The sequence below is a fragment of the Blastopirellula marina genome (assembly GCF_002967715.1).
GTDB classification, from domain to species: Bacteria; Planctomycetota; Planctomycetia; order Pirellulales; family Pirellulaceae; genus Bremerella; species Bremerella marina_B.
Genome location: NZ_PUIA01000081.1, coordinates 148,730 through 169,669, shown reverse-complemented (window position 1 = coordinate 169,669; position 20,940 = coordinate 148,730). Strand labels below are relative to the sequence as shown.

Annotated in this window: 14 protein-coding genes; 10 read left to right on the top strand and 4 right to left on the bottom strand. The window is 57.1% G+C overall.

Going from position 1 to position 20,940, the window contains the following annotated elements; translation table 11 throughout:
- Positions 1–291: 291 nt before the first annotated feature.
- Positions 292–3,777 carry an Ig-like domain-containing protein gene (locus C5Y96_RS24425; protein ID WP_105358920.1) on the top strand — a complete coding sequence of 1,162 codons (3,486 nt, stop codon included), beginning with the start codon at positions 292–294 and terminating at the stop codon, positions 3,775–3,777.
- A 106-nt stretch (positions 3,778–3,883) separates the two neighbouring features.
- On the opposite strand, the gene C5Y96_RS24420 is transcribed toward C5Y96_RS24425, so the two are convergent.
- On the bottom strand, positions 3,884–4,831 hold the full coding sequence (locus C5Y96_RS24420; protein ID WP_105358917.1) for an amidohydrolase family protein: 948 nt from the start codon (positions 4,829–4,831) through the stop codon (positions 3,884–3,886).
- 149 nt (positions 4,832–4,980) lie between these two features.
- On the opposite strand from C5Y96_RS24420, the gene C5Y96_RS24415 reads away from it, so the two are divergent.
- The 5 genes from C5Y96_RS24415 to C5Y96_RS24395 all read left to right on the top strand — a co-directional run bounded on the left by C5Y96_RS24415 (position 4,981) and on the right by C5Y96_RS24395 (position 10,812).
- Positions 4,981–6,837 (top strand): sulfatase-like hydrolase/transferase, encoded by a 1,857-nt coding sequence (locus C5Y96_RS24415; protein WP_233199100.1) that lies wholly within the window; start codon positions 4,981–4,983, stop codon positions 6,835–6,837.
- A 47-nt stretch (positions 6,838–6,884) separates the two neighbouring features.
- Entirely contained in the window at positions 6,885–8,279 is a 1,395-nt protein-coding gene (locus C5Y96_RS24410) for an AI-2E family transporter (protein ID WP_105358915.1), read from the top strand.
- A 50-nt stretch (positions 8,280–8,329) separates the two neighbouring features.
- Positions 8,330–9,010, top strand: coding sequence for a DUF2293 domain-containing protein (locus C5Y96_RS24405; RefSeq protein WP_105358913.1), 681 nt, complete (start codon positions 8,330–8,332; stop codon positions 9,008–9,010).
- 263 nt (positions 9,011–9,273) lie between these two features.
- A complete protein-coding gene (locus tag C5Y96_RS24400; RefSeq protein ID WP_105358911.1) occupies positions 9,274–10,305 on the top strand; it encodes a DUF1559 domain-containing protein in 1,032 nt (343 codons plus the stop codon).
- Between the two features lie 30 nt (positions 10,306–10,335).
- Positions 10,336–10,812: a carboxypeptidase-like regulatory domain-containing protein gene (locus tag C5Y96_RS24395; RefSeq protein WP_105358909.1), complete on the top strand. Its 477-nt coding sequence runs from the start codon at positions 10,336–10,338 to the stop codon at positions 10,810–10,812.
- Between the two features lie 93 nt (positions 10,813–10,905).
- On the opposite strand, the gene C5Y96_RS24390 is transcribed toward C5Y96_RS24395, so the two are convergent.
- The gene (locus tag C5Y96_RS24390) at positions 10,906–11,433 is read right to left on the bottom strand and encodes a CAP domain-containing protein (RefSeq protein ID WP_158261409.1); all 528 of its coding nucleotides are present in this window, start codon (positions 11,431–11,433) and stop codon (positions 10,906–10,908) included.
- Positions 11,434–11,911: 478 nt separating this feature from the next.
- On the opposite strand from C5Y96_RS24390, the gene C5Y96_RS24385 reads away from it, so the two are divergent.
- Both C5Y96_RS24385 and C5Y96_RS24380 read left to right on the top strand, forming a co-directional pair.
- Positions 11,912–13,111 carry a trans-sulfuration enzyme family protein gene (locus tag C5Y96_RS24385; RefSeq protein ID WP_105358905.1) on the top strand — a complete coding sequence of 400 codons (1,200 nt, stop codon included), beginning with the start codon at positions 11,912–11,914 and terminating at the stop codon, positions 13,109–13,111.
- A 103-nt stretch (positions 13,112–13,214) separates the two neighbouring features.
- On the top strand, positions 13,215–14,360 hold the full coding sequence (locus C5Y96_RS24380) for a trans-sulfuration enzyme family protein (RefSeq protein WP_105358902.1): 1,146 nt from the start codon (positions 13,215–13,217) through the stop codon (positions 14,358–14,360).
- A 111-nt stretch (positions 14,361–14,471) separates the two neighbouring features.
- On the opposite strand, the gene C5Y96_RS24375 is transcribed toward C5Y96_RS24380, so the two are convergent.
- Positions 14,472–15,032, bottom strand: coding sequence for a hypothetical protein (locus C5Y96_RS24375; protein ID WP_105358899.1), 561 nt, complete (start codon positions 15,030–15,032; stop codon positions 14,472–14,474).
- A gap of 368 nt (positions 15,033–15,400) precedes the next feature.
- On the opposite strand from C5Y96_RS24375, the gene C5Y96_RS24370 reads away from it, so the two are divergent.
- Both C5Y96_RS24370 and C5Y96_RS24365 read left to right on the top strand, forming a co-directional pair.
- Complete coding sequence (locus C5Y96_RS24370; RefSeq protein ID WP_105358897.1) at positions 15,401–16,699, top strand: DUF6666 family protein; 1,299 nt, start codon at positions 15,401–15,403, stop codon at positions 16,697–16,699.
- Positions 16,700–17,032: 333 nt separating this feature from the next.
- Positions 17,033–18,475, top strand: a complete 1,443-nt coding sequence (locus C5Y96_RS24365) for a hypothetical protein (protein ID WP_105358895.1) — start codon at positions 17,033–17,035, stop codon at positions 18,473–18,475.
- A gap of 231 nt (positions 18,476–18,706) precedes the next feature.
- On the opposite strand, the gene C5Y96_RS24360 is transcribed toward C5Y96_RS24365, so the two are convergent.
- Entirely contained in the window at positions 18,707–20,932 is a 2,226-nt protein-coding gene (locus tag C5Y96_RS24360) for a molybdopterin oxidoreductase family protein (protein WP_105358893.1), read from the bottom strand.
- Positions 20,933–20,940: the final 8 nt, after the last annotated feature.

The window sequence follows — 20,940 nt, the reverse complement described above, 5'->3', positions numbered from 1 at the left end:
TTTGGGAAGTATTGAAGAGTTGTCTCGTTGCTGGACTTACGTCGAATCGGAAATCTTTGCCGCCAGCGTGAACAAAAAGTTGCGACTGATGCGTCCCGCCGGAATTCATCGAGACGTAACGATACCTCGGCAATTTTTGCCCTAGCTTTGATAACGCTATCGCTGATGAAAGTTCCGCAAAAACTTTTCCGACCGTGGAACTTTCTCAAGTCGGACGCACAATGCCTCTCGAACCGGCCGCGCATGGGAGCGTGGTCGAAATGATTGCCCATCTAAAAACGGAGATTCTCAATGCGATTCAAACGCCCCAGGTTTAAAGCTTCTCTCGGGGAACAGCTGGAAGATCGCAGCATGTTGAGTGGAACTCCGCTGGACTTGGATTTGTCAGCGGTTCCCGCGCAGACGGTTTTCGCCGGCGAGACACTGAGCTTTAACCTCGGTGAACTTGGCGCATCGGTCAGCGAAGGGGAAGATGGGCCAAGGATGGTCATGTTTCAGCTCGATCCAGATAGCGACGAGCGGCCCGAGGGAATGTCGATGACATTCTCCGGCGATTTCCAGTGGACCCCCACTGCCGAGCAGGAAGGTCTTTATAGCGTGAAGATCATTGCCGTCGAAAACGGCAAGCCTTCCAACGCCGATGTCGAAGAACTGATGATCGACGTGCGTGTTGGTCGCCCGGTTGTCGACCTCAATGGTGAAGACCAGGAAGGGATCGACTACGACGCGGTCTTCCAAGTGGGCCACGGCCCGATCAGTGTCGTTGATAGCGACCTGACCGTCTCGGACGAAAACGACGACATGCTGCAGTCGGCGAAAGTCACCCTAACCAACCCGATGGACGGCGCTGCCGAATCCCTCTCGATCGACGTGGAAGGGACCAATATCAGCGTGGAATATGCCGATGGCTCGATTTTGTTGAGTGGTGAAGACACCGCCGAGAACTACGCCAACGTGCTGAAAACGCTGACCTACAACAACACCAACGAAGATGCCGATCCGGCTTCACGTTTGGTTGAAATCACCGTCAGTGATGGCGAGTACGACAGTGCCGTGGCTACCAGCACCATCGCGGTGAATCATGCACCGGACCTCTTGCCAATTGCCGATCAAGCGTTGGAAATTGGTCAGGCTGAAGAGTTCGTGATCACGGCTACCGACAAGAACGAGAGCGACGAAATCTTCATGCTGCTCGATGTCGAAACGCCTGAGTACGTCACGCTGACGCAGGAAGCTGGTTCGCGTGAAGCGACCCTGTCGATCGCACCAGGTGAAGGTGTCGAACCTGGTGATTACACCATTCGCATTCTCGCTGTCGATCAGTACGGCCTGGCCGATGCCCAATACTTCACGCTGACTGTTTCGGAAGCCGCCAACACGGCACCGACTATCAGCCCGCTGGAAGATCAGATCATCGATCAAGACACCGCTACCGATCCGCTGGCTTTCACCGTGGGTGATGCCGAAACGGCTGCGGAAGATCTGACGATCACGATGGAGTCGGACAACGAAGCCTTGGTCGACGCTGCTTCGCTGGTGATGACCAGCAACGGTGCCGATCACGAACTGGTCGTCACTCCGCTGCCCGGTATGACCGGTTCGGCCAACATCACCATCAGCGTGACCGATGGCGAAATGACGACCACCGAATCGTTCCTGCTGACGGTCAGCGAAGTCGTGGCCGAGAACTCGGCTCCTACGATTTCGCCAATCGACGACATGGTGATCGAACAGGACTCGGCTTCCGATCCGTTGACTTTCACCGTGGGTGACCTCGAAACGGCTGTCGAAGACCTGGCCGTCAGTGTCGAATCGGACAACCTGGCGTTGGTCGATGCTGCTGGGATCCTGATCGCCGGTGACGGTGCCGATAAATCGCTGGTCATCACCCCGCTGGCCGGTGCAACCGGTTCGGCCACCATCACCATCAGCGTGAGCGATGGCGAACTGACGACGACCGAATCGTTTGTCGTGACCGTCAACGAAGTGGTTGCAGGCAACTCGGTGCCAACAGTTACGGCTGTCGAAGATCAAACGATTTCGCAAGACTCGGCTACCGAGCCGCTGGCGTTCACCGTGGGTGACGTTGAAACGGCTGCCGAAGACCTGGTCGTTAGCGTCGAATCGGACAACCTGGCCCTGGTTGATCCTGCGGGAATCATCGTCGCTGGGGACGGAGCCGATAAGACCCTGATCGTTACTCCGTTGGCAGGGGCATTCGGTACGGCCACCATTACCATCAGCGTGAGCGACGGTGAAGAAACCAGCACGGAATCGTTCGTGCTGACGGTGACCGAACTCGCGGGGGAGAATACTGCCCCGACGATAACTGCGGTGGAGGATCAGGTGATCGACCAGGACTCGGCGACTGCCCCCCTCGCGTTTTCCGTTTCCGATGCTGAGTCGGCTGCAGAAGACCTGGTGGTCAGCGTGGAATCCGATAACCCTGCGTTGGTCGATCCCGCTGGCATCATCGTGGCTGGGGACGGTGCCGACAAGACCTTGATCGTCACTCCGCTGGCCGGTGCATTCGGTTCGGCGAATATCACCATCAGCGTGTCTGATGGAGAACTGGTGACGACCGAGTCGTTCCTGCTGACGGTCAATGAAGTGGTCGTTACCCCGACTGCCGAGTCGGATAGCTTCGCCACCGATGCCAACACTCCGTTGGAAGTGGAAGCAGGGGGCGTGCTCAATAACGACAGTGGTGACTCGCTGGTTGTCTCCGACGTCAACGGCGATGCCGCGAACGTGGGTTCGGCCATCGAACTGGCTTCTGGTGCCACGATTGTCATCAACGCCGATGGCAGTTTAAGCTTCGATCCGACCGGCAAGTACGCTGGTCTGGCCGAAGGTGAATCGGCAACCGAAACCGTTGCGTACACCACCTCGGATGCCGTCGCTGGTACGGCTTCCGCCGACGTTGAGATCACCGTCTCTGGTGTGAACGACGCCCCGGTTGCCCAAGACGATGCCTTTGCGACCGAGTCGGACACCGCGCTGACTTTGGCCGTCGCTGGCGTTCTGATGAACGATAGCGATGTCGACAACGGCGACACGATGACCGTCACTGCAGTCGATGGTGAAGCCGCCAGCGTGGGTACGCCCATCGCCTTGGCAGGGGGAGGCATGCTGACCCTCAATGCCGACGGTAGCATGACTTTCGATCCAAACGGTGAGTTTGAAGGCCTGACCGAACCTGCAACGGTTCAGTTCGGTTACACCGTTTCCGATGCCCTCGGCCTGTCGGCTGACGCTACCGTGACGATCACTGTTTCCGCACCAAGTGGTGTCGAGAACGAGAACGCCGCACCGGTTAACTCGGTTCCCGGCGACCAGGCAACCGATTCGGCTACCCCGATTGTCTTCGACGAAGCCAATGGCAATGCCATTTCGGTTTCCGATCCGGACGCCGCCGATGCCATGGTTCAAGTGACCATCAGCGTCGACAGTGGTGTGCTGACCCTGGCCAACGGTTTCGAGAGCGACCGTCACAAGCTGCTAGGTTCGATCGATCAGATCAACTCGCTGCTGACCGGCCTGGTTTACACGCCAGATGCATCCTTTGAAGGGAACGCCACGCTGACGATCGTCACCGACGACCTGGGTAACACGGGCTTCGGTGGTGCCAAGGCCGATACCGATAGCATCCTGATCGCCGTCTCGGCAGCAGCCGTTTCGGGTGTGGAAGGAGAACCGGAAGGTGAAGGGATCGACCTGATCGCTGGCGACGAAGACGAGGTCGACGACCTCTTCAATCCTTGCCACATGGCGTAAGCGATGTTTTCATGTCGCCGCGATATGGCGGTGGCAAGTCAATCTGAACGGCAAGGGCACTTCATCCAACGGAGTGCCCTTGCTCTATTTTTTAAGCAATGACAAACTAGCCCAGGTGATAGACACGTTTGGCGTTTTCGCTCCAGAGCTGCTGTTGAGCTTCCGGCGACCAGTCGGCTGTAATCTGTGTCAATGCTTCGACCCACTGCCGCGGACTGCCGCCGGACAGACAGACTGGCCAGTCGGTACCGAAGACCACGCGATCGCTGCCGAACGCCTCGGCGCAGTGCATGACCACCGGGCGCAGGTCGTCCGGCGTCCACTCTTTCGGTACGCGAGCGATGATGCCTGAGATTTTACAGGCCACGTTGGGTAGACTAGCCAGTGCAGCCATGTCCTCTTTCCACCGAGTAGCGTCCTGCGAATTCGATCCACCGCGCGGATCGTCCTTCGCGAAGAAGGCCTTCGGATCGATATTACCGCAATGATCCAGCACGAAGCGGGTATCGGGGCAGGCCTCCGCCAATTTGAACCCATCCTTTAGTTCGGCTGGTCGCATGCACAGATCGAAAGTTTTGCCGGTCGCACCGAGGTGACGACAATTGTTGATGAAGCGGGCCTTCAAGCAGTAACCCGGCGGCGTGGCACCACTGTGCAGTACCTGGCGGTATCCCTTCACCCAATCTTGCGTTTGAAACTGGTTGGCGAACTCGTGGAAGTCAACGCTGCCGGGATCGACCGAGAGAATCGCCGCCGAGGTCACGGCCGTGCCTGAGGCGATTAGCTCGCGAACCAGTTTTGCTTCTTGTAGCTTTTGGTCGGGGGCCGCGTTCACTTCCATGTAAATGGCCGAAGCAATCGGCAGGCCTGCGACCGCAGCGTTGTACTCCTCAATGGCGTTCTTGCGATTCAAGTGGGGACCGGCACCGGCGAGCCAAGGCAGGTTCAGTCGTTTCGGATCCCAAAGATGCTGGTGTGTGTCGATGATCGGGTAGGGGGGCTGTGGCATGTTGGATGAGGGGCAGGAGGTGAGAAGTTGGGTTTGGTGCCTCATTTTCACGAAATCTGGTCAGCTCAACAAGGAAATTTCGTGATTCGTGAAAAATGACAAAGGCCGCGGGAAGAGGTAATATAGAGAGACCCATTTGAGAACCTTGTCCATCATTGCCTGGCCCCAACCTCCTTCGATAAGAGTTTTCCCTCATGATGCGATATATCCTTCTGATCACAATCACCTGCATCTTTGCCTGCAGCAGCACGCTGTCGGCGGCTGATCTGCCGAACATTTTGTGGATCACGAGCGAAGACAACGGTCCCGAATTGGGCTGCTACGGTGACAAGTACGCCGACTCGCCCAACATCGATTCGATCGCCGCTAAGGGGATGAAGTACAAGAGGGCCTGGTCGAATGCCCCGGTCTGTGCACCGGCTCGCACGACGATCATCTCGGGCATCTATCCGCCAGCACTCGGTGCCGAGCACATGCGAAGCCAGACGGTGCTGCCTGAGGGCGTGCACATGTTTCCTTACTATCTGCACGAAGCAGGCTACTACTGTACGAACAACTCGAAGGAAGATTACAACCTCGCCAAAGAGGGCACGGTGTGGGACGAGTCAAGCGGCAAGGCGCATTGGCGTAACCGTAATGATGGCCAGCCTTTCTTCGCGGTTTTCAACTTCACGACCAGCCACGAAAGCCAACTGCGGAAACGACCTCACACGCCGGTTCACGATCCGGCTGGCGTTCGTGTGCCGGCGTATCATCCTGACACGCCGGAAGTGCGTCGCGACTGGGCACAGTATTACGACAAGATCACCGAGATGGATAAACAGGTTGGCCAGGTGTTGGCTCAACTGAAGAAGGATGGCCTGGAAGAAGACACGATCATCTTCTACTACGGCGACCATGGCAGCGGTATGCCTCGCAGTAAGCGTTGGCCGTACGACAGCGGCCTGCACGTGCCGATGATCGTGCACGTGCCCGAGAAGTTTAAGAAACTCGCTCCTAAAGAATACGAAGTGGGCGGAACGTCCGAGCGTCTGGTGAGCTTCGTCGATCTGGCCCCAACCGTGTTGAGCCTCGCCGGTATCGAGCCGAAAGAGTGGATGCAAGGTGACGCGTTCATGGGGCAGTATGAAACATTGCCACCGAAGTACATGTTCGGCTTCCGCGGCCGCATGGACGAACGCTACGACATGGTTCGCTCGGTAACGGACGGACGGTTTGTTTACATCCGCAACTACATGCCGCACAAAATTTACGGCCAGCACATCGACTACATGTTCCAGACGCCAACCACGCAGGTTTGGAAGAAGATGTACGATGCCGGCGAGTTGAACGACGCTCAGAGCCACTTCTGGGAAGAGAAGCCAGCGGAAGAGTTGTACGATCTCGAGAGCGATCCCGATGAGGTGAACAACCTGGCAGGCGATGCGAAATATGCGGAGCAGCATCAGGAACTGAAGAACGCACTGTATAAGTGGCAGGCAAAAATTCGCGACATCGGCTTTCTCCCGGAAGATGAGATCCACTCGCGCGGCGACGGACTTTCTCCTTACGAGCTCGGTCACAAGACGGACTACCCGATGAATCAAATCATGGGGGTTGCGATCCTGGCTTCCAGTCGTGATCCGAAAATGCTGCCAGGATTGATCAATCAGCTTTCTGCGGAAGAAAACGCGGTTCGCTACTGGGCGGCGTTGGGTGTCTTGATGCAGAAAGAAGCAGCGGTCGACGCGGCACGCCAGCAACTTCGTGTCGCTTTGAACGACGACTCCCCCAGCGTTCGGTGCATTGTCGCCGAAGCACTGGGCTGCTATGGCAACAAAGAGGACGTGAAGATGGCTCTCGATACGCTCGGCAAATTGGCCGACCCGGTCGAGAACGGAGTCTATGTGTCGATGCTGGCACTCAATTCGATCGATGCCATGGACGAAAAAGCCAAGCCGTTGGCACCCGTGCTGGCAAAGCTTCCCGATGGGGGAAAACAGGCCCCACCACGCACCGGCGGCTATGTTCCGCGGCTTCTGCAGGACCTGAAGAAAGAGCTGAGCGAGTAATTCATCGCTTTCCATCCCATTGCACGCCGGGGTAGATCGCGGGGATAATGAACCGCGACACCGGCGAGTTATGGGAAGCAGGGGGAGAATTGATGAATCAAGAAGGACTGTCGGTCAAGAAGCTCACCGAAGAGCAATCATGGCTTCAGACAGGCGCACTTCTCGTGTTGGCCTTCATCGCGTTTTCGTTCGGGCTAATGTATGCCCGTGCGGTTCTTGTGCCATTCACGCTGGCGTTGTTTCTGAACTACCTCGTCGCGCCGATTGTCGACTTTCAGATGATCCGGCTGAAGTTCAGCAAGTTCATCTCCGTCTCGTTGACGCTGCTGCTGGTTGTGCTGGTCTTGGTGCTGATGAGTTTTCTGGTGACGACGGTCATCCAGAACGTTACGACCGTGGCCAACGATAAGACCTTCATGACAAAACTTGAACAGCGGCTGGAAGGCCCGCTCGAGGCCGCTTCCAGGCTGATGGACCGCATCAGTGGTGTCGGCGAAGGAGAGAATCCGCCGATCGTCGTCTCGACTGCTACGACAGAGGAAGAGCCGGTAGAAACGCCAGCCGAAGGAAGCGTCAGCAAAGATCCGGCGGAACCACCGGCCGATGCCAGCGAGCCGATCTTTACCGATGACCCGCCAACCGAGGCCGAACCTGATGCGGATGCGGAGGTTATGGTACCAGTCGAAGAGCAATCAGATGATGTAATGGAAAGCAAGTCAGGTTCCTTTGCCATACCGATTACTCCTCGCAGTAACATCAACCGCACCCAGCAGCTGTTTCGAGCGCTGATGTCGCAGATCCGTCTCGAGGCACCGCAGCTGGCTACCCAGGCCGGAGCGACCCTGTTGAACTTGATCAGCAGTACCGTGCTCACGTCGATCTTTGTCGGCTTCATGCTCGCCGGGCGCGATCCTTACAAGGTCTCGAAAGGGATCTATGCCGAGATCGACCGCAACGTTCGCAAGTACATCGCCACGAAGTTCTTTATCTCGGCCATCACTGGCTTGCTGGTATGGGGCTGCCTGGCGATGATCGGGATGCAGTTTGCTTCGATGTTCGGGCTAATCGCGTTTTGCTTGAACTTTATTCCTTCGATCGGCTCGATCATCGCCACGCTGTTGCCGATTCCGATTGCGATCGTGCAGTTCGATTCGGCCTTAATGATCACCCTGGCGATCGTGCTGCCGGGGGCCGTGCAAATGACCATGGGTAACGTCATCGAGCCGAAGATCATGGGAGACGGCTTGCAGCTACATCCGGCGACCATCCTTCTGGCTTTGGCATTCTTTGGGATGCTATGGGGACCGGTCGGCATGTTGTTGGCGGCTCCCATCACGGCCATCGTGCGAATCGTGCTCATGCGATTCAAAACCACCGAGCCCATTGGTCGTCTGATGGCCGGCGTCTTGCCGGAAGAAGACGATCACCTGCACCACATCTAAGTGGGCAGCAACCTCTTACGAAGGATTTGACCGACGTCGAAAGGAAATCGATGCCCCAGCCAGCTTATGCTCCTGGCCCCAGAGAGCGTACCGTTCGTGATCCGCAAGGAAATGTGATTGAAGTACCACCTCATTGGTCCCTCCTGCCACCAGGTGATGCCGGTTTGACGCGGCGAGTGAAAGCTGCCGGCGAGTACTTAGCTGTACAGGAAAAGAAGGGACGCCGGATGTTCTCGCGCGGCATCTGGGCACCTGGGGCTACGATACGCAAAATTCAAGCTGAACTCGATGCCGAGCGTTCGACCGATGCCTATGCTAAGAAGCAAAAGGCCGCCGCCGCGCGTCGCGACAAACAACAGGCCGAGTACGTCGAAGACTTCTTCGGAGCGGTTGTTGCTTACCTGAACTTCCATCCCGATTACGCTGAACTGGCCGATCAATTCGCAACGGCCGTGACCTCGCATGCGACGCCGGTCGGTAGCGGGACGGTGGCTCGCACGCAGCGAATTCCTATCGAGCAGCGAGCCGAGTCAGCCGTGATTGCCTGGATGCGTCATCAAACGACCGCCTACGACACAATGAAGATCCCCCGCGTCAAAGGCAAACGCCGCGAAGTCCGCCGCATGCTGGCCCAGCGTTCCAAAGAACTGCTGCACCAATATCGCACTGGAAGAGAGATTGCCCGCAACTGCCCCCTGCACGCTGCGTTGACGGCCAAAGCTGCGAGCTGATTGGCAGGAAGGACTTGCCTGCTACCAGGCCGGAAATTCGCAGCGGAATGGATAAGCTGACTGATTCGGAGTGGGCAGGCATGGAGAGTGGTTTTTATCAAAATGATTGTGATTTCTATTGGCAAAAACGGCTAATGGATGACACAATGCCGTAATGGGTTGGTAATGGTTCTCAGGGCAACTAAGAATCTCTGGCATCCATTGTTGCGGTCCTCCCTGCCTAAATCCTCTCCTATTATCATCTCGCATGAAAGTCAGTGGAAATGTTTCGCGCTCGTCGAGGCCGTTGGGGCTTCACCTTAGTCGAACTGTTGGTCGTGATCGCGATTATCGGCGTCCTTATCGCCTTGCTACTACCGGCGGTGCAGCAGGCCCGTGAGGCGGCCCGGCGGATGAGTTGCTCGAATAATTTGAAGCAACTTGGCATCGCCATGCACAACTATCACGACACCTTCCAGGCACTGCCTCCACGGCAAGGCGGGCCTGATTGGTCAACCGTCTCGGGGGCTCCGGCCACGCGTCACAGTGCGTTTGTGAGCCTGTTACCGTTCATCGAAGCCGACAACCGCTACGATCAGATTGTTGCCAACAAGCAAATCGCTTGGAGCGGCAGTGCAACGTCCGGCTACGTGGGGCAGATCGATGCGTTCATGTGTCCGTCGGATGGGCTGTTCTCGCCATCGGGTACGGATCGAAGCGCCGAGTATTCGCCGCTGAATTACGGTTTGTGCATGGGAGATAACTTCAGCTTCGGGGGCTCTTCGACAGCGGTCGATCCTGAAACCAACGTGCGGGGTATCTTTGGTTATCTCATTTACACTCGCTTCCGCGACATCACCGACGGGCTGAGCAACACGATGGCCATGTCGGAAATCATTGTCGCCCCGGCCAGCGACCAACTGGGCCGAGCTGTCGGTGCTTCGACCAACAATCCGCTGGCCTGTCGTGCTTATCTGACCGGCAACAACTACACTTCCGGCACCCTGATTGCCCAGTACCGCTGCCACGGTCAACGCTGGCAAGACGGCCGCACCGGCTACTGCGCAATTACCACTGTGCTGCCCCCGAACAGCGCGACGTGCAGTTCGCAAGCTGCTGGCGGGGTTTACTCGGCATCGAGCCGGCACCCAGGCGGCGTGTTGTCTATGTTTGCCGACGGCTCGGTGCGGTTCGTGCCTGAGACCATTGATACCGGTAATCTGGCGACTGCTCCGGTCACCTCGGGCATCAGTCCGTTTGGTGTTTGGGGAGCGATCGGCTCGAAGTCCGGCGGCGAAACGAACGCCTCCTTGTAGTACATCGACAAACAACAGGAGGAAAGTTTCATGAGACGCATTTCAGATGCCAGCAAGGTCTTGCTGATGGCCGCAGTCGCGTGCGCGTTGCTGGCCGGTTGCAGTGGGAAACGTGACGACAAGTGGACACGCGGTCGACCGCCGGTATATGAAGTCACCGGCCAGGTGACCTATCAAGGGAAACCGGTTGCTGACGCCGTGCTTACGTTTCAGCCAGTCGATGAGACAGGAAAAGGTGGTTCGGCAATCACCGACGATCAGGGCTACTTCGAGGCCCAAACGTTCGATCCGGGAGACGGCCTAACCCCTGGCACGCATCGCGTGGCAGTCCACAAGGTGCAATTGGTCGATGCCAGCGGCAACGTCGTCACCGAGATCCGCGAGCCAGGTGGTCTTCGCGAGAAGAACCTTGTTCCGAAGAAGTACGCGGACTTCAAGAAGTCAGGAATTGAAATTAAGGTCGAAGAAGACGACAACGATGTCGGCGTGATCGAACTGGTCGACTAGACCGAGCTTGGCTTCGTTCGAAAAAATGAGCGGCCCCGAAACGATTGTTTCGGGGCCGCTTTCTTTGGGATCGAACTTACTGGCCAGCGTCAGCTAGTTGCCGAATACGCCAACCCAATACGCGGTGCCGTTGGCGCTAATGGCGTAACCGTAGCCAACTTCGCGAGCGCCACTAAGCAGGATAGCTCGGTGCCCGGGGCTGTTAAGCCATCCGTTGAAGCATTCAGGAATGCTCGGCGAACCGTACAGGATGATCTCGCCATAAGGCGAGCCGGGGTAGCTGTGACGGCGAGCACGCGAGACGAAGCCACCATTGACCGAGTGGCTGAACTGCCCGGTGCGAGCCATGTACCAGGCATGGTCTTGGGCGGCCTTGGTCAGTTCGGGGCTGATACGCTGAGCCGGCAATTGATACCGGCCGCGAACCTGATTCGAGTGGTGCCACATCTTTACCAGCGTGGGGTGCTTGTGAAGAAAGGCATCGCCAGGCACTTGGGCGTCGGCTTTCTTGGTTTCCACTTCCTTCTTCTCGTCGGCCTTCGACTCGGTTGTGGTGGGGGCGGCAACGAGCGACGCGGACATGGTCAGCGTCAACAAAAGGGCTAGGGTCAATCGGGTCATGGGGGAGAACAAACCTCCGTGGGCGGGTATCGAAGCGGGTCTTGCCATCCGAAATCCGTGACAGGGATGGCAAACGAAGCTTCGGTTTTAAAGACATTCAAGATGGATCGCAAGTAGTTGAATTTAACGATTAGGTAAACTTTCGCACTGACACTGCCTGACCGTTAACTACCGTTCCCCTCGATTTAATGGAAACTTGTCCGCCGAAGTTGAGACCTGTTTCGACGCGAGAAAATAGAGAAAGCAGCCCGTTGCGGGGCATCTTGCGCTCGGTTACACTCAATGCTGGTTTAATAGGGATTTGTGGCCGCTTGCAGCCTATCTGCTAAAGTGCCGTTGTCGCTCCTCCCAAGCGGCAATTTTTCTTAGAACAGATCACATGCTGCGGCCCTATCGAACATTTGGGAACCGTGGCGTTCTTGATAGGCGTACTGCCGTTGATCTGCCACTTCCCGCATCGCTTGCGAGAACACCTGTCATGTCCGTGGCTCCAGAAAAGAAGACAAACGTAGGCACCTCCACTACCGCCGTACAAGGGGGCGAGGCCCGCATGAAACCGGGCAACGCAATCACCGATGCCATCTTCTGTGCGTCGACCTACACCTTCGACGACACCGATTCGATCATTCGCTATATCGAAGAGAACCAGCTTCGCGAAGAGTACGGACGTTACGGCAACCCCGGCGAGAAAACGGCTGAAGCCAAACTGGCGGCCATCGAAGGGGGCGAATCGGCCGTCCTTTACTCGTGCGGCATGGCAGCGTTCGTCGGTCTGTTGATGGCCAAGGTCAGCGCTGGCGACAACGTCGTCTTCTTCGACGAGTGCTACCACCGCAGCCGCGAGTTCTGCGGCAAACACCTGGCCCGCTTCGGTGTTGAAACGAAGACGGTGAAGACCGGCGATTACGACGCGATGGAAAACGCGATCGACGCCAACACCAAGATGCTGATCAGCGAATCCCCTACCAATCCGCACCTGAGCTGCGTCGATCTAGAGAAGTTCACCGAGATCGGCAAGAAGCACGGTGTTGAAACGTTGATCGATGCCACGCTGGCGACTCCATACAACCTGCGTCCGCTGGAATATGGTGTCGACTACGTGCTGCACTCGGCTACCAAGTACCTGGCCGGTCACAACGACCTTCTGGCCGGTGTGATTATCGGTAGCGAAGAGAAGTTGGCTGACGTGCGTCAGCTGCGCGGCGTGATGGGTGGCATCAATGCTCCGCACAACTGTTACCTGCTGCTTCGCGGTCTAAAGACTTTCTCGCTGCGAATGGAGCGTCACAACGCCAACGGCATGGCGATCGCCCAGTTCCTGGAAGATCACCCGATGGTCGAAAAGGTTTACTATCCTGGTTTGCCTTCGCATCCGTATCACGAGATCGCCAAGGCCACGATGCGCGGCTACGGCGGCCTGGTGACTTTCAACGTGAAGGGTGCCGACTGGCGCAAGACGGCCAACGTGGTCGACAACGCGAAGATCTTTAAGATCGCGCCGAGCCTGGGTGGTGTTGAATCGTTGATCGAGCAGCCGCTGGTGATGAGCTACTATCAGCAAACGCCTGAGAACCGTGCCAAATTCGGCATCTACGACAACATGATCCGCATCGCCTGTGGTATCGAAGACACGGAAGACCTGATCGCTGACCTGAAGCAGGCCCTCGACAACGCCTAGTCAACGCGTAGCAAGACAGACCAAACGCAAAGCGTGAGATGGCTACGATGTCTTCGTCGATAGCCATCTTTGCGTTCTATACAGATCGAGAGAAGGAATCCCCATGCAATTTCGCACAAAGGCCATTCACGTCGGTAACAAGAAGGATCCGCTAACCGGGGCCGTTGTTCCACCGATTTATGTCGCTTCCACGTTCGTGCAGCCTGGGGCAGGGGAGTGGGGCGAGTTCGACTATTCGCGTAGCGGCAATCCGACACGTAAGAACCTTGAAACGACTTTGGCCGAACTGGAAGGGGGCTGCGGAGCCCTGGCGTTTGCTTCCGGCATGGCGGCCACCCACTGTGCGACAATGCTACTGGAAGCAGGCGATCACATTGTCGCCGGTACCGATATCTACGGCGGCACCTATCGCTTGCTGCACAAGATCACGCAGAAGAACAACATCGGAATTACGCTGGTCGACGCGACCAATCCCGAGAACCTGGCCGCGGCCATTCAGCCCAACACGAAGATGATGTGGGTCGAAAGCCCCGGCAACCCGCTGATGTCGATCACCGACCTGGCCGCCTGTGCTGCAGTCGCCAAGAAAGCTGGCGTTCTGCTGGGTGTCGATAGCACCTTCGCTACGCCGGTCCTGACGCGGCCGCTGGAACTGGGGATCGATATCGTGCAGCACTCGGTTACCAAGTACCTGGCCGGGCACAGCGATGTGCTAGGTGGAGCCTTGGTGGTGAAGGATAAGGCCCTGTACGATCGGCTCTACTTCATTCAAAACGCGACCGGTGCCGTGCTCGATCCGTTCGGTTCGTTCCTGGCATCCCGCGGCATCAAGACGCTTGAACTGCGAGTTCGCGAACAGTGCCGTACGGCTCAGAAGATCGCCGAGTACCTGAACGATCATCCGAAGGTTACCCGCGTCCTTTACCCCGGCCTGAAGACCCATCCCGGACACGAGATCGCTGCCCGGCAGATGGACGGCGGGTTCGGTGCGATGATGAGCTTCGAGGTCGAAGGTGGTTTCGCTGCGGCGAAGAAGGTCTGTGAAGAGACCAAGCTGTTCCAGCTGGCGGTCAGCCTGGGCGCGGTTGAATCGTTGATCGAACAACCGGCGTCGATGTCGCACGCCAGCTACGACAAAGCGGATCGCCTGGCCCACGGGATCAAAGATGAACTGATCCGTATCTCGGTCGGGCTGGAAGCAGCGGAAGACTTGATCGCCGACCTGGGACAGGTGCTGGACACGATCTAGTGGATCGTCTGACGAACAAAACAGCATCAGCGCATGCAAAAAGGGGAGTCCGGTTGGACTCCCCTTCTTTTATGTTGGCAGGACGCCTTATCGCAAACCAAGTAGGGGCGATTACTTAGCTGGCGTGGGAGCGTAGTAGGTAGCTGGGCGGGCGGTTGGCTTCGCGGCGACTCGCTTCGAGTAATGCGAAACCTGGGCGCTCGATCGGTGAGCCTGGGTACCGACCGGTTGCCATTTGCCTGGCTCGCGGATGGTAGAGGGTTCCGTGGTTGGGACCATTGGTGGTCCAGGAATCGATGGGACGGTAGGAGTCCCTTGTTCGATGTATTCCATGCCTGGGTGGTGCCCTTCGTAGCTTTCCCAGTTCGAGCCGCATGTATCGCAACCGCACGAAGGAGTCGTGTCGCAGCCGCAGCCACATCCATTGAAACGGATCGGATGGAACAGGCTGTTAACACCACGCTTGACGGCACAGGCGGTGGTCTTCAGGGTAAAGCCGACCCCTTCAACGAGTTCACCCAGTGGGTTGAAGCATGGCGTGCAGCATTGATTGCAGCTGCAGCTAGCGGACGAGTGAGTGACGACATGATTGCTTTCGCAGCCACACGATTGGCCGTAGGCCTGGATGCTGGTAACCAGCACAACGGCGACAGCCAGAAGTTGCGTTTTCATTGGTTGAGATCCTTCTCGAAAGTTGAAGCGTCAGGGTGACGCGGCATGTCAGAGGCAAGGTGTTCGTTCACGACAATCTTTATCGAGCCGTTACCACGCAAAAAAGCAGAATAATCAGATCAACCGATACTTCTATCGCAGATTACCCAGTCTTTCAGTAATCGGTTGTTTGGGTTAAGTGGGTGGAATACGTACCTGCTTCTATGCACTGTATTCAGTGGACTGGGAAAACTTTGCGGATTATCTCGACTTTTCCGAAAGTGGCGACTTTTCTGATGACGATACGCAGATATGGACAGCGCGAACTTGCGCTTCCACTGCCATCCCCCCAACGGTATTTCAATCAACTGTCGAAGGAAGGAAAGGCCATGCGAGTCTTCCCCTGGATTCTGACTTTGCTGACCGCTTCATGCGGAAGCACACTTGCGGATCTCGCGACCGCAGCAGAACCACGTGAACCTGCCAAGCTGCAGCATGTGGTTTCCGAAAATTACAACCGTCCTCCGTCCCCTACCACGGCAATTCGGAGCCTGTTCTCGACCGATCAAGACCGTGTCTTCGCGGCTCGTCAACGCGTTGCTCGGGCAAGTTATGTCGCCTCGAAGGTGCAAGCCGGAGACATTCAGCAGGTCGACTATTCCGTACTGAATGAAGCTTCCGGCACTATGCCGATGGAAGGCGAAATTATCATGGAAGGTCCGGCGGTCGCTGGTATCCATGACCCGGCTACCTATCACGGCGGACCTGGATGCTCGTCTTGCCAAGGAGGAGCCGCTTGCGGCGATTCGTGTGGCTCTTGCGACACGTGCGGTGTTTGTGGCCCGTGCGAAACGATCTGCTTTCCACTTTGCTTCCGACTGAACCTGGACAATCTTTCGTTCCGGGCAGGTGTTCAGGGCTTTAAAGGTCCTTTGAACGCCGGCATGGATGGTAGCTTTGGTTTTCTGTACGGCGTGAACTGGGGTGCTCCTTTGTTCTCGCGTGACCATGGATTCGGCGTTCAGCTGGGTGTGAATGGGACCAATGCCAACTTGCACGGAGCAAGTTTCACCGACGACAACCGCGACCAGTTCTTTTTGACTGCCGGTTTCTTCCGCCGTGTCGACTGGGGCTGGCAGGGTGGTCTGGTTTACGACCACATGAGCGATCACTGGTACTACGACATCGATGCCAGCCAGATTCGCGGCGAACTCAGCTGGAAGTTCCAGTGCAAAGGCGAGTTCGGTTTATGGTTCACCGCTTCTGATGAAACGAGCGACATCAACGAACAAATCTTGTTGCCGGGTGCCTCGGTCCCGACGACCGTCAACGGATCGTTCCAGCCGCACAACATGTTCGCCTTCTTCTATCGCACCCCTCTGGAGGTGTGTGGTGGTGAAATGCGATTCTCGGGCGGTTGGACCGACAACGAACTCGGTTTGGTGGGTGCGGACGTGAACGTGCCAATTACCAAGTGCCTGGCGCTGGAAACGAATTTTCTGTACCTGATTCCACGTCACGACAATGAGGACAACGGCGATCCTTGTACCTGCGAGACCTGGAATATTGGAATCAACCTGGTTTGGTACCCCCGTGCATGCAGCTCTGCGAGTGCGGGCAAGAACTACTACCGTCCACTGTTTAATGTGGCCAACAACGGTACGTTCTCGATGTATCCGACCGAGTAACTCGACAATCCGATGGGGGATTAAGCAGGCCGAGTCCTTTGCGAGGGGACTCGGCTTGCTGTCGTTCTTGAGGGTTGCGAGGGCTTTTCGGGCGGGTCGCCGCGTGTCGTATCTTCAAACAGCGAATCACCTTCCCAAGATTCTACTGTCGCTGTATGATACGTGAGACTATGCAAGCATCCCCGCCATCCGGGTTGGCGACCACAGAAATTGTCGTAGGTAGCGTGAGGTCGCCGCGAAGAGCCGTCTAATGGCCCGTAATTACCCAGGGCGGGGGATACCCTTTATGCAGGAAGGCATGGCCCGTAAACCGGGCAAACGTTGACTTTATACATGAGCAACTCGAAAAAAGCTGGGCACTGGTTGTCCCTGGCCGCCGAAATTGGTGCCATCTCGAAGGAAGAACTCGAAAAGGCCGAAGCAGCCGAAGCCGCTGCTCGCGAGGCTGAGCAAAAAGCAGCAGAAGAAGCCGCTGCGAAAGAGGCTGCCGAAAAAGCGGCCGCCGAAGCTGCCGCCGCTGCCGAAGCCGCTGCTGCGGAAGAAGCTGCCCGGCAAGCGGAAGAAGAAGCTGCGGTTTCCGATATGGAAGCAGCTGAAGACGCATTCCAGGATGCAATCGAGCCGGAAGACGAACTTTCGCAGGTTTCTGATGGACCGGCCGACAATCAAGAAATCGTCGAGCCACCGCATCAAGACCCGGTCGCCGCCACCGAGGAAGTGATCGCGGAAGAAGCTCCCAAGCCGAAAAAGAAGAAGCCCAAGAAACGCAGCCACTGGGCTTCGCTTTCCTCAATGTTGGGCCTCGCCTCGCCGGAAGAAGAGGAAGAGGACGACGAGGAAGAGGAAGAGGAAGAAGCACCGGCCGCTGAGCAGGCCCCAATAGTCGCCAAGGTCGAAGCACCAGTTGTTGCCAAGAAGGAAGAGAAAGAGGAGAGCCCACACTTGGCGGCCTTCAAACAGCCGCTTGAGCGTTCGCCTGCCGAGACGCGAGCCTCCGAGATCATGGGCGGTCCTGCTGCTAAGTCGCGCCCGACGAGTGATGACGACTTTGAAGGCTTCGATGGGATCTTCCTCGACGAAGGAACCCGCGAAACCGATGTGATGGACGCTGATGCCGGCGAAGACGAGCAGGACGAAGAAGAACTTGCCCCACAACGTGAACGTCGCGGACGTGGCCGTGGTCGCCGCCGTGGACGTCGCTCGCGTGGCGACGAAGAAGTGAAAGTTCGCGAAGCGGCCCCTGTTGACGATGACGACCAGGAAGAAGACCTGGACGAAGAAGTCGAAAGCCGAGATTCTCGCTCGGACAAGGAAGAAGGGGAAGAAGAACAACGCCCATCGCGTCGTCGTCGACGTCGCCGTCGTTCGCGTAAGTCTTCCGATTCAGAATCAACGCAGGAAGAAGCACCTCGTGGTCGTCGCCCAAGTCGCTCGGAAGATGAGGACTTCGATGATGACGATGACGATTTGGACATCGAGAGTGATCTCGACAGCGATGACGATGCCGACGAAGCACCGCGTGGTCGCCGTCGCCCCTCACGTCGCCGTCGTGGTGAATCGGACGAAGACGATGACAAGCCACGCGACAAGCACAAGAAGATTCCTTCGTGGACCGATGCAGTGACCGCCATGGTCGACAAGAACATCGAGCGGCACGAGAACGCACCGCCGTCCCGTCCTCATGAACGAGGTGGCCGCAGTGGTGGTGGCGGCGGTGGTCGTCGCCGCCGTGGAGGAAGCGGAGGTGGTAATAGCGGTGGACGTGATCGCCGCTAAGCTGGTCGCTGAATTTGAGCTCAATGAAAAAACCTCTTCCTGATGTCAGGAAGAGGTTTTTTTCTGCGCCACTTTATCTGGGCAAAACAGGGACCGAGTCGAATTGCCTTTTAAGTAGGCTCGATGTGCCCACTTGTGTTTTTATGCTTATCTAATTGACGTGAACAATTGGTGTTCAGGGCGTCGGCCCAGGCAAAACGGTCCCTGATAAAGTGGTGTAATGCCTAATTCTTAAACCGATTTCACGATGCGAACGGCGGCGTTCTTATACGACGGCTGACGCGAATAGGTGTCGAACTGAGGGTACGTCAGTTGATTGGTGACCTCGTTGTGCATCGGCAGGAAGACATGCCCTGGTTGGACGCTGGAGGTAACATTGGCCCGGGCACGAATCTCGCCGCGGGCCGATTGAACCAGCACCCAGTCGTGTGGCTCGATCAGCAGCGAGTCAGCATCGTTCGGATTGATATCGACGAGCAAGGTCGTCGAGTAAAGCGTCCGCAGCACGGCCGACTTGGAGGTCTTGGTTTGGGTATGCCACTGCGCCGCGGTGCCGCGGCCGGTTAACAGGCGTAGTGGGAAGGCGTCGTTGGGGACCTCGCCGGGGGCTTCGGGTTGTTCAAAGATGAAACGTGCTTTGCCGTCGGCATGGAAGTATTGGCCATCTTCAAACAAACGCCGCTGGGACGCTGGCATCCAGTCGTCGCCGGTGCTCTCGTCGGATTGGGTGGGCCACTGAATACCACGGGCATCGTCCAACATGCGGTAGTCGCGGATGCCGGTGATATCGCAGGGCTGACCGGCCGAACACTTCTTCATCGCCTGGAAGGCGTCTTCCGGTGTTTTCCACTGGTGAAACATCGACTCGCATCCCCAGTAATGCGCTACCAGGCGGAAGATCTGGAAGTCTGCCAAGGCCTCGCCTGGGGCTGGTACCACCTTCTTGTGCAAGCCGAAGCGGCGTTCCGAGTTAATGAACGTCCCTTCCTTTTCACCCCAGCCAGCGGCTGGCAGCATGAGATCGGCGAGCACAGCCGTTTCGGTGGAGTGGTACATGTCTTGAACGACCAGAAAGTCCAGCTTTGCAAAGGTTTCCTTCGCTTCCTGTTGATGAATCCACGAATGGGCAGGATTGGTGGCAATCACCCACAGGCCTCGGATATCGCCGCGACGAATCCCTTCCATGATGCCGTCGTACGACCAACTGTTCTCAGTCGGAATGTTGGCAACAGGAATATCGAGAATGCCAGCGATCTTCTGGCGGTGTTCCTCATTCGTGAATTCATGTCCCCCCACCAGGTTCGTTGTGTTACTGAACAGGCGCGAACCCATCGCGTTGCACTGCCCAGTGATGCTGTTGGCTCCGGTACCAGGGCGTCCGATGTTGCCGGTCATCAAGGCCAGGTTAATGATTGCCTGTGCGGTGCGGACCCCTTGGTGGCTTTGATTGACTCCCATTGTCCACCAGAACGAAACCCGCTGTCCGTCGTGAATCGCTTGAATGACTTCCATGACGGCCGAAGGTGCGAGCCCGCAGTTGGTCAGGCTGTCTTCCAGCTTGTAGGGTGCAACATGCTGCTTGAACTGCTCGAAGCCATTGGTGTGGTTGGCGATGTACGACTCTTCGATCCAGCCTTTTTCGATCAGCACGTTGGCAATCGTGTACAGAAGTGCCATGTCGGTCTTGGGTCGCAGCGGCAAGTGATGCGTGGCGGCGACGGCTGTTTCGGTACGGCGAGGATCGATGACGATGATCTTAGGATCGTGCGGATTGCGGAGTACGCGTTCCCACATGATCGGATGAGCGATGCAAAGATTGGAACCGACGAAGACCAGGACGTCGGACTCTTCAAAGTCGGCATAGGTGAACGGAGGAGCATCGAAGCCGAACGATTCCTTGTAGGAAACGACCGCAGTGGCCATGCATTGCCGCGTGTTGCCGTCGCCATGTAGCATGCCCATGCCGAACTTGGCGAGCGCACCGAGGAAGAACATTTCTTCGGTAGCGATCTGCCCAGTGCTAAGGAACGCGACCGAGTCATTGCCATGCTTGGCCTGAATGTCTTTAAAGCGTGAACAGAAGGTCTTCATCGCTTCGTCCCACGAGACGGGTGCCAGCTTTCCGTCAGCCCCTTTGAGCAGTGGCTGCGTGGCGCGGTCGTTCGCTTTCAGGATGGTGAGTGATTCCCACCCCTTAGGACAGGCCATGCCGAGATTCACGGGCCAGTCAACCGCCGGGCTGAGATTGACGGCCTGGCCATCTTTCATGTGCAGTTCGAGGCCGCAGCCGGTCGAGCAGAAACCGCAGACCGAGGTGGTCGTGGCGTTGGGCTTGATGCCGGCCGGGACTTTCCCCAGGCCATATTCACCGGGGTACAGCAGCAGGTCGCGAGTGAGGCTACCGTCCTTGGCGTAGATCAACTGTTTCAGCAGATTAGGCGTGGTTGCTGTCGACATGTTCGCGT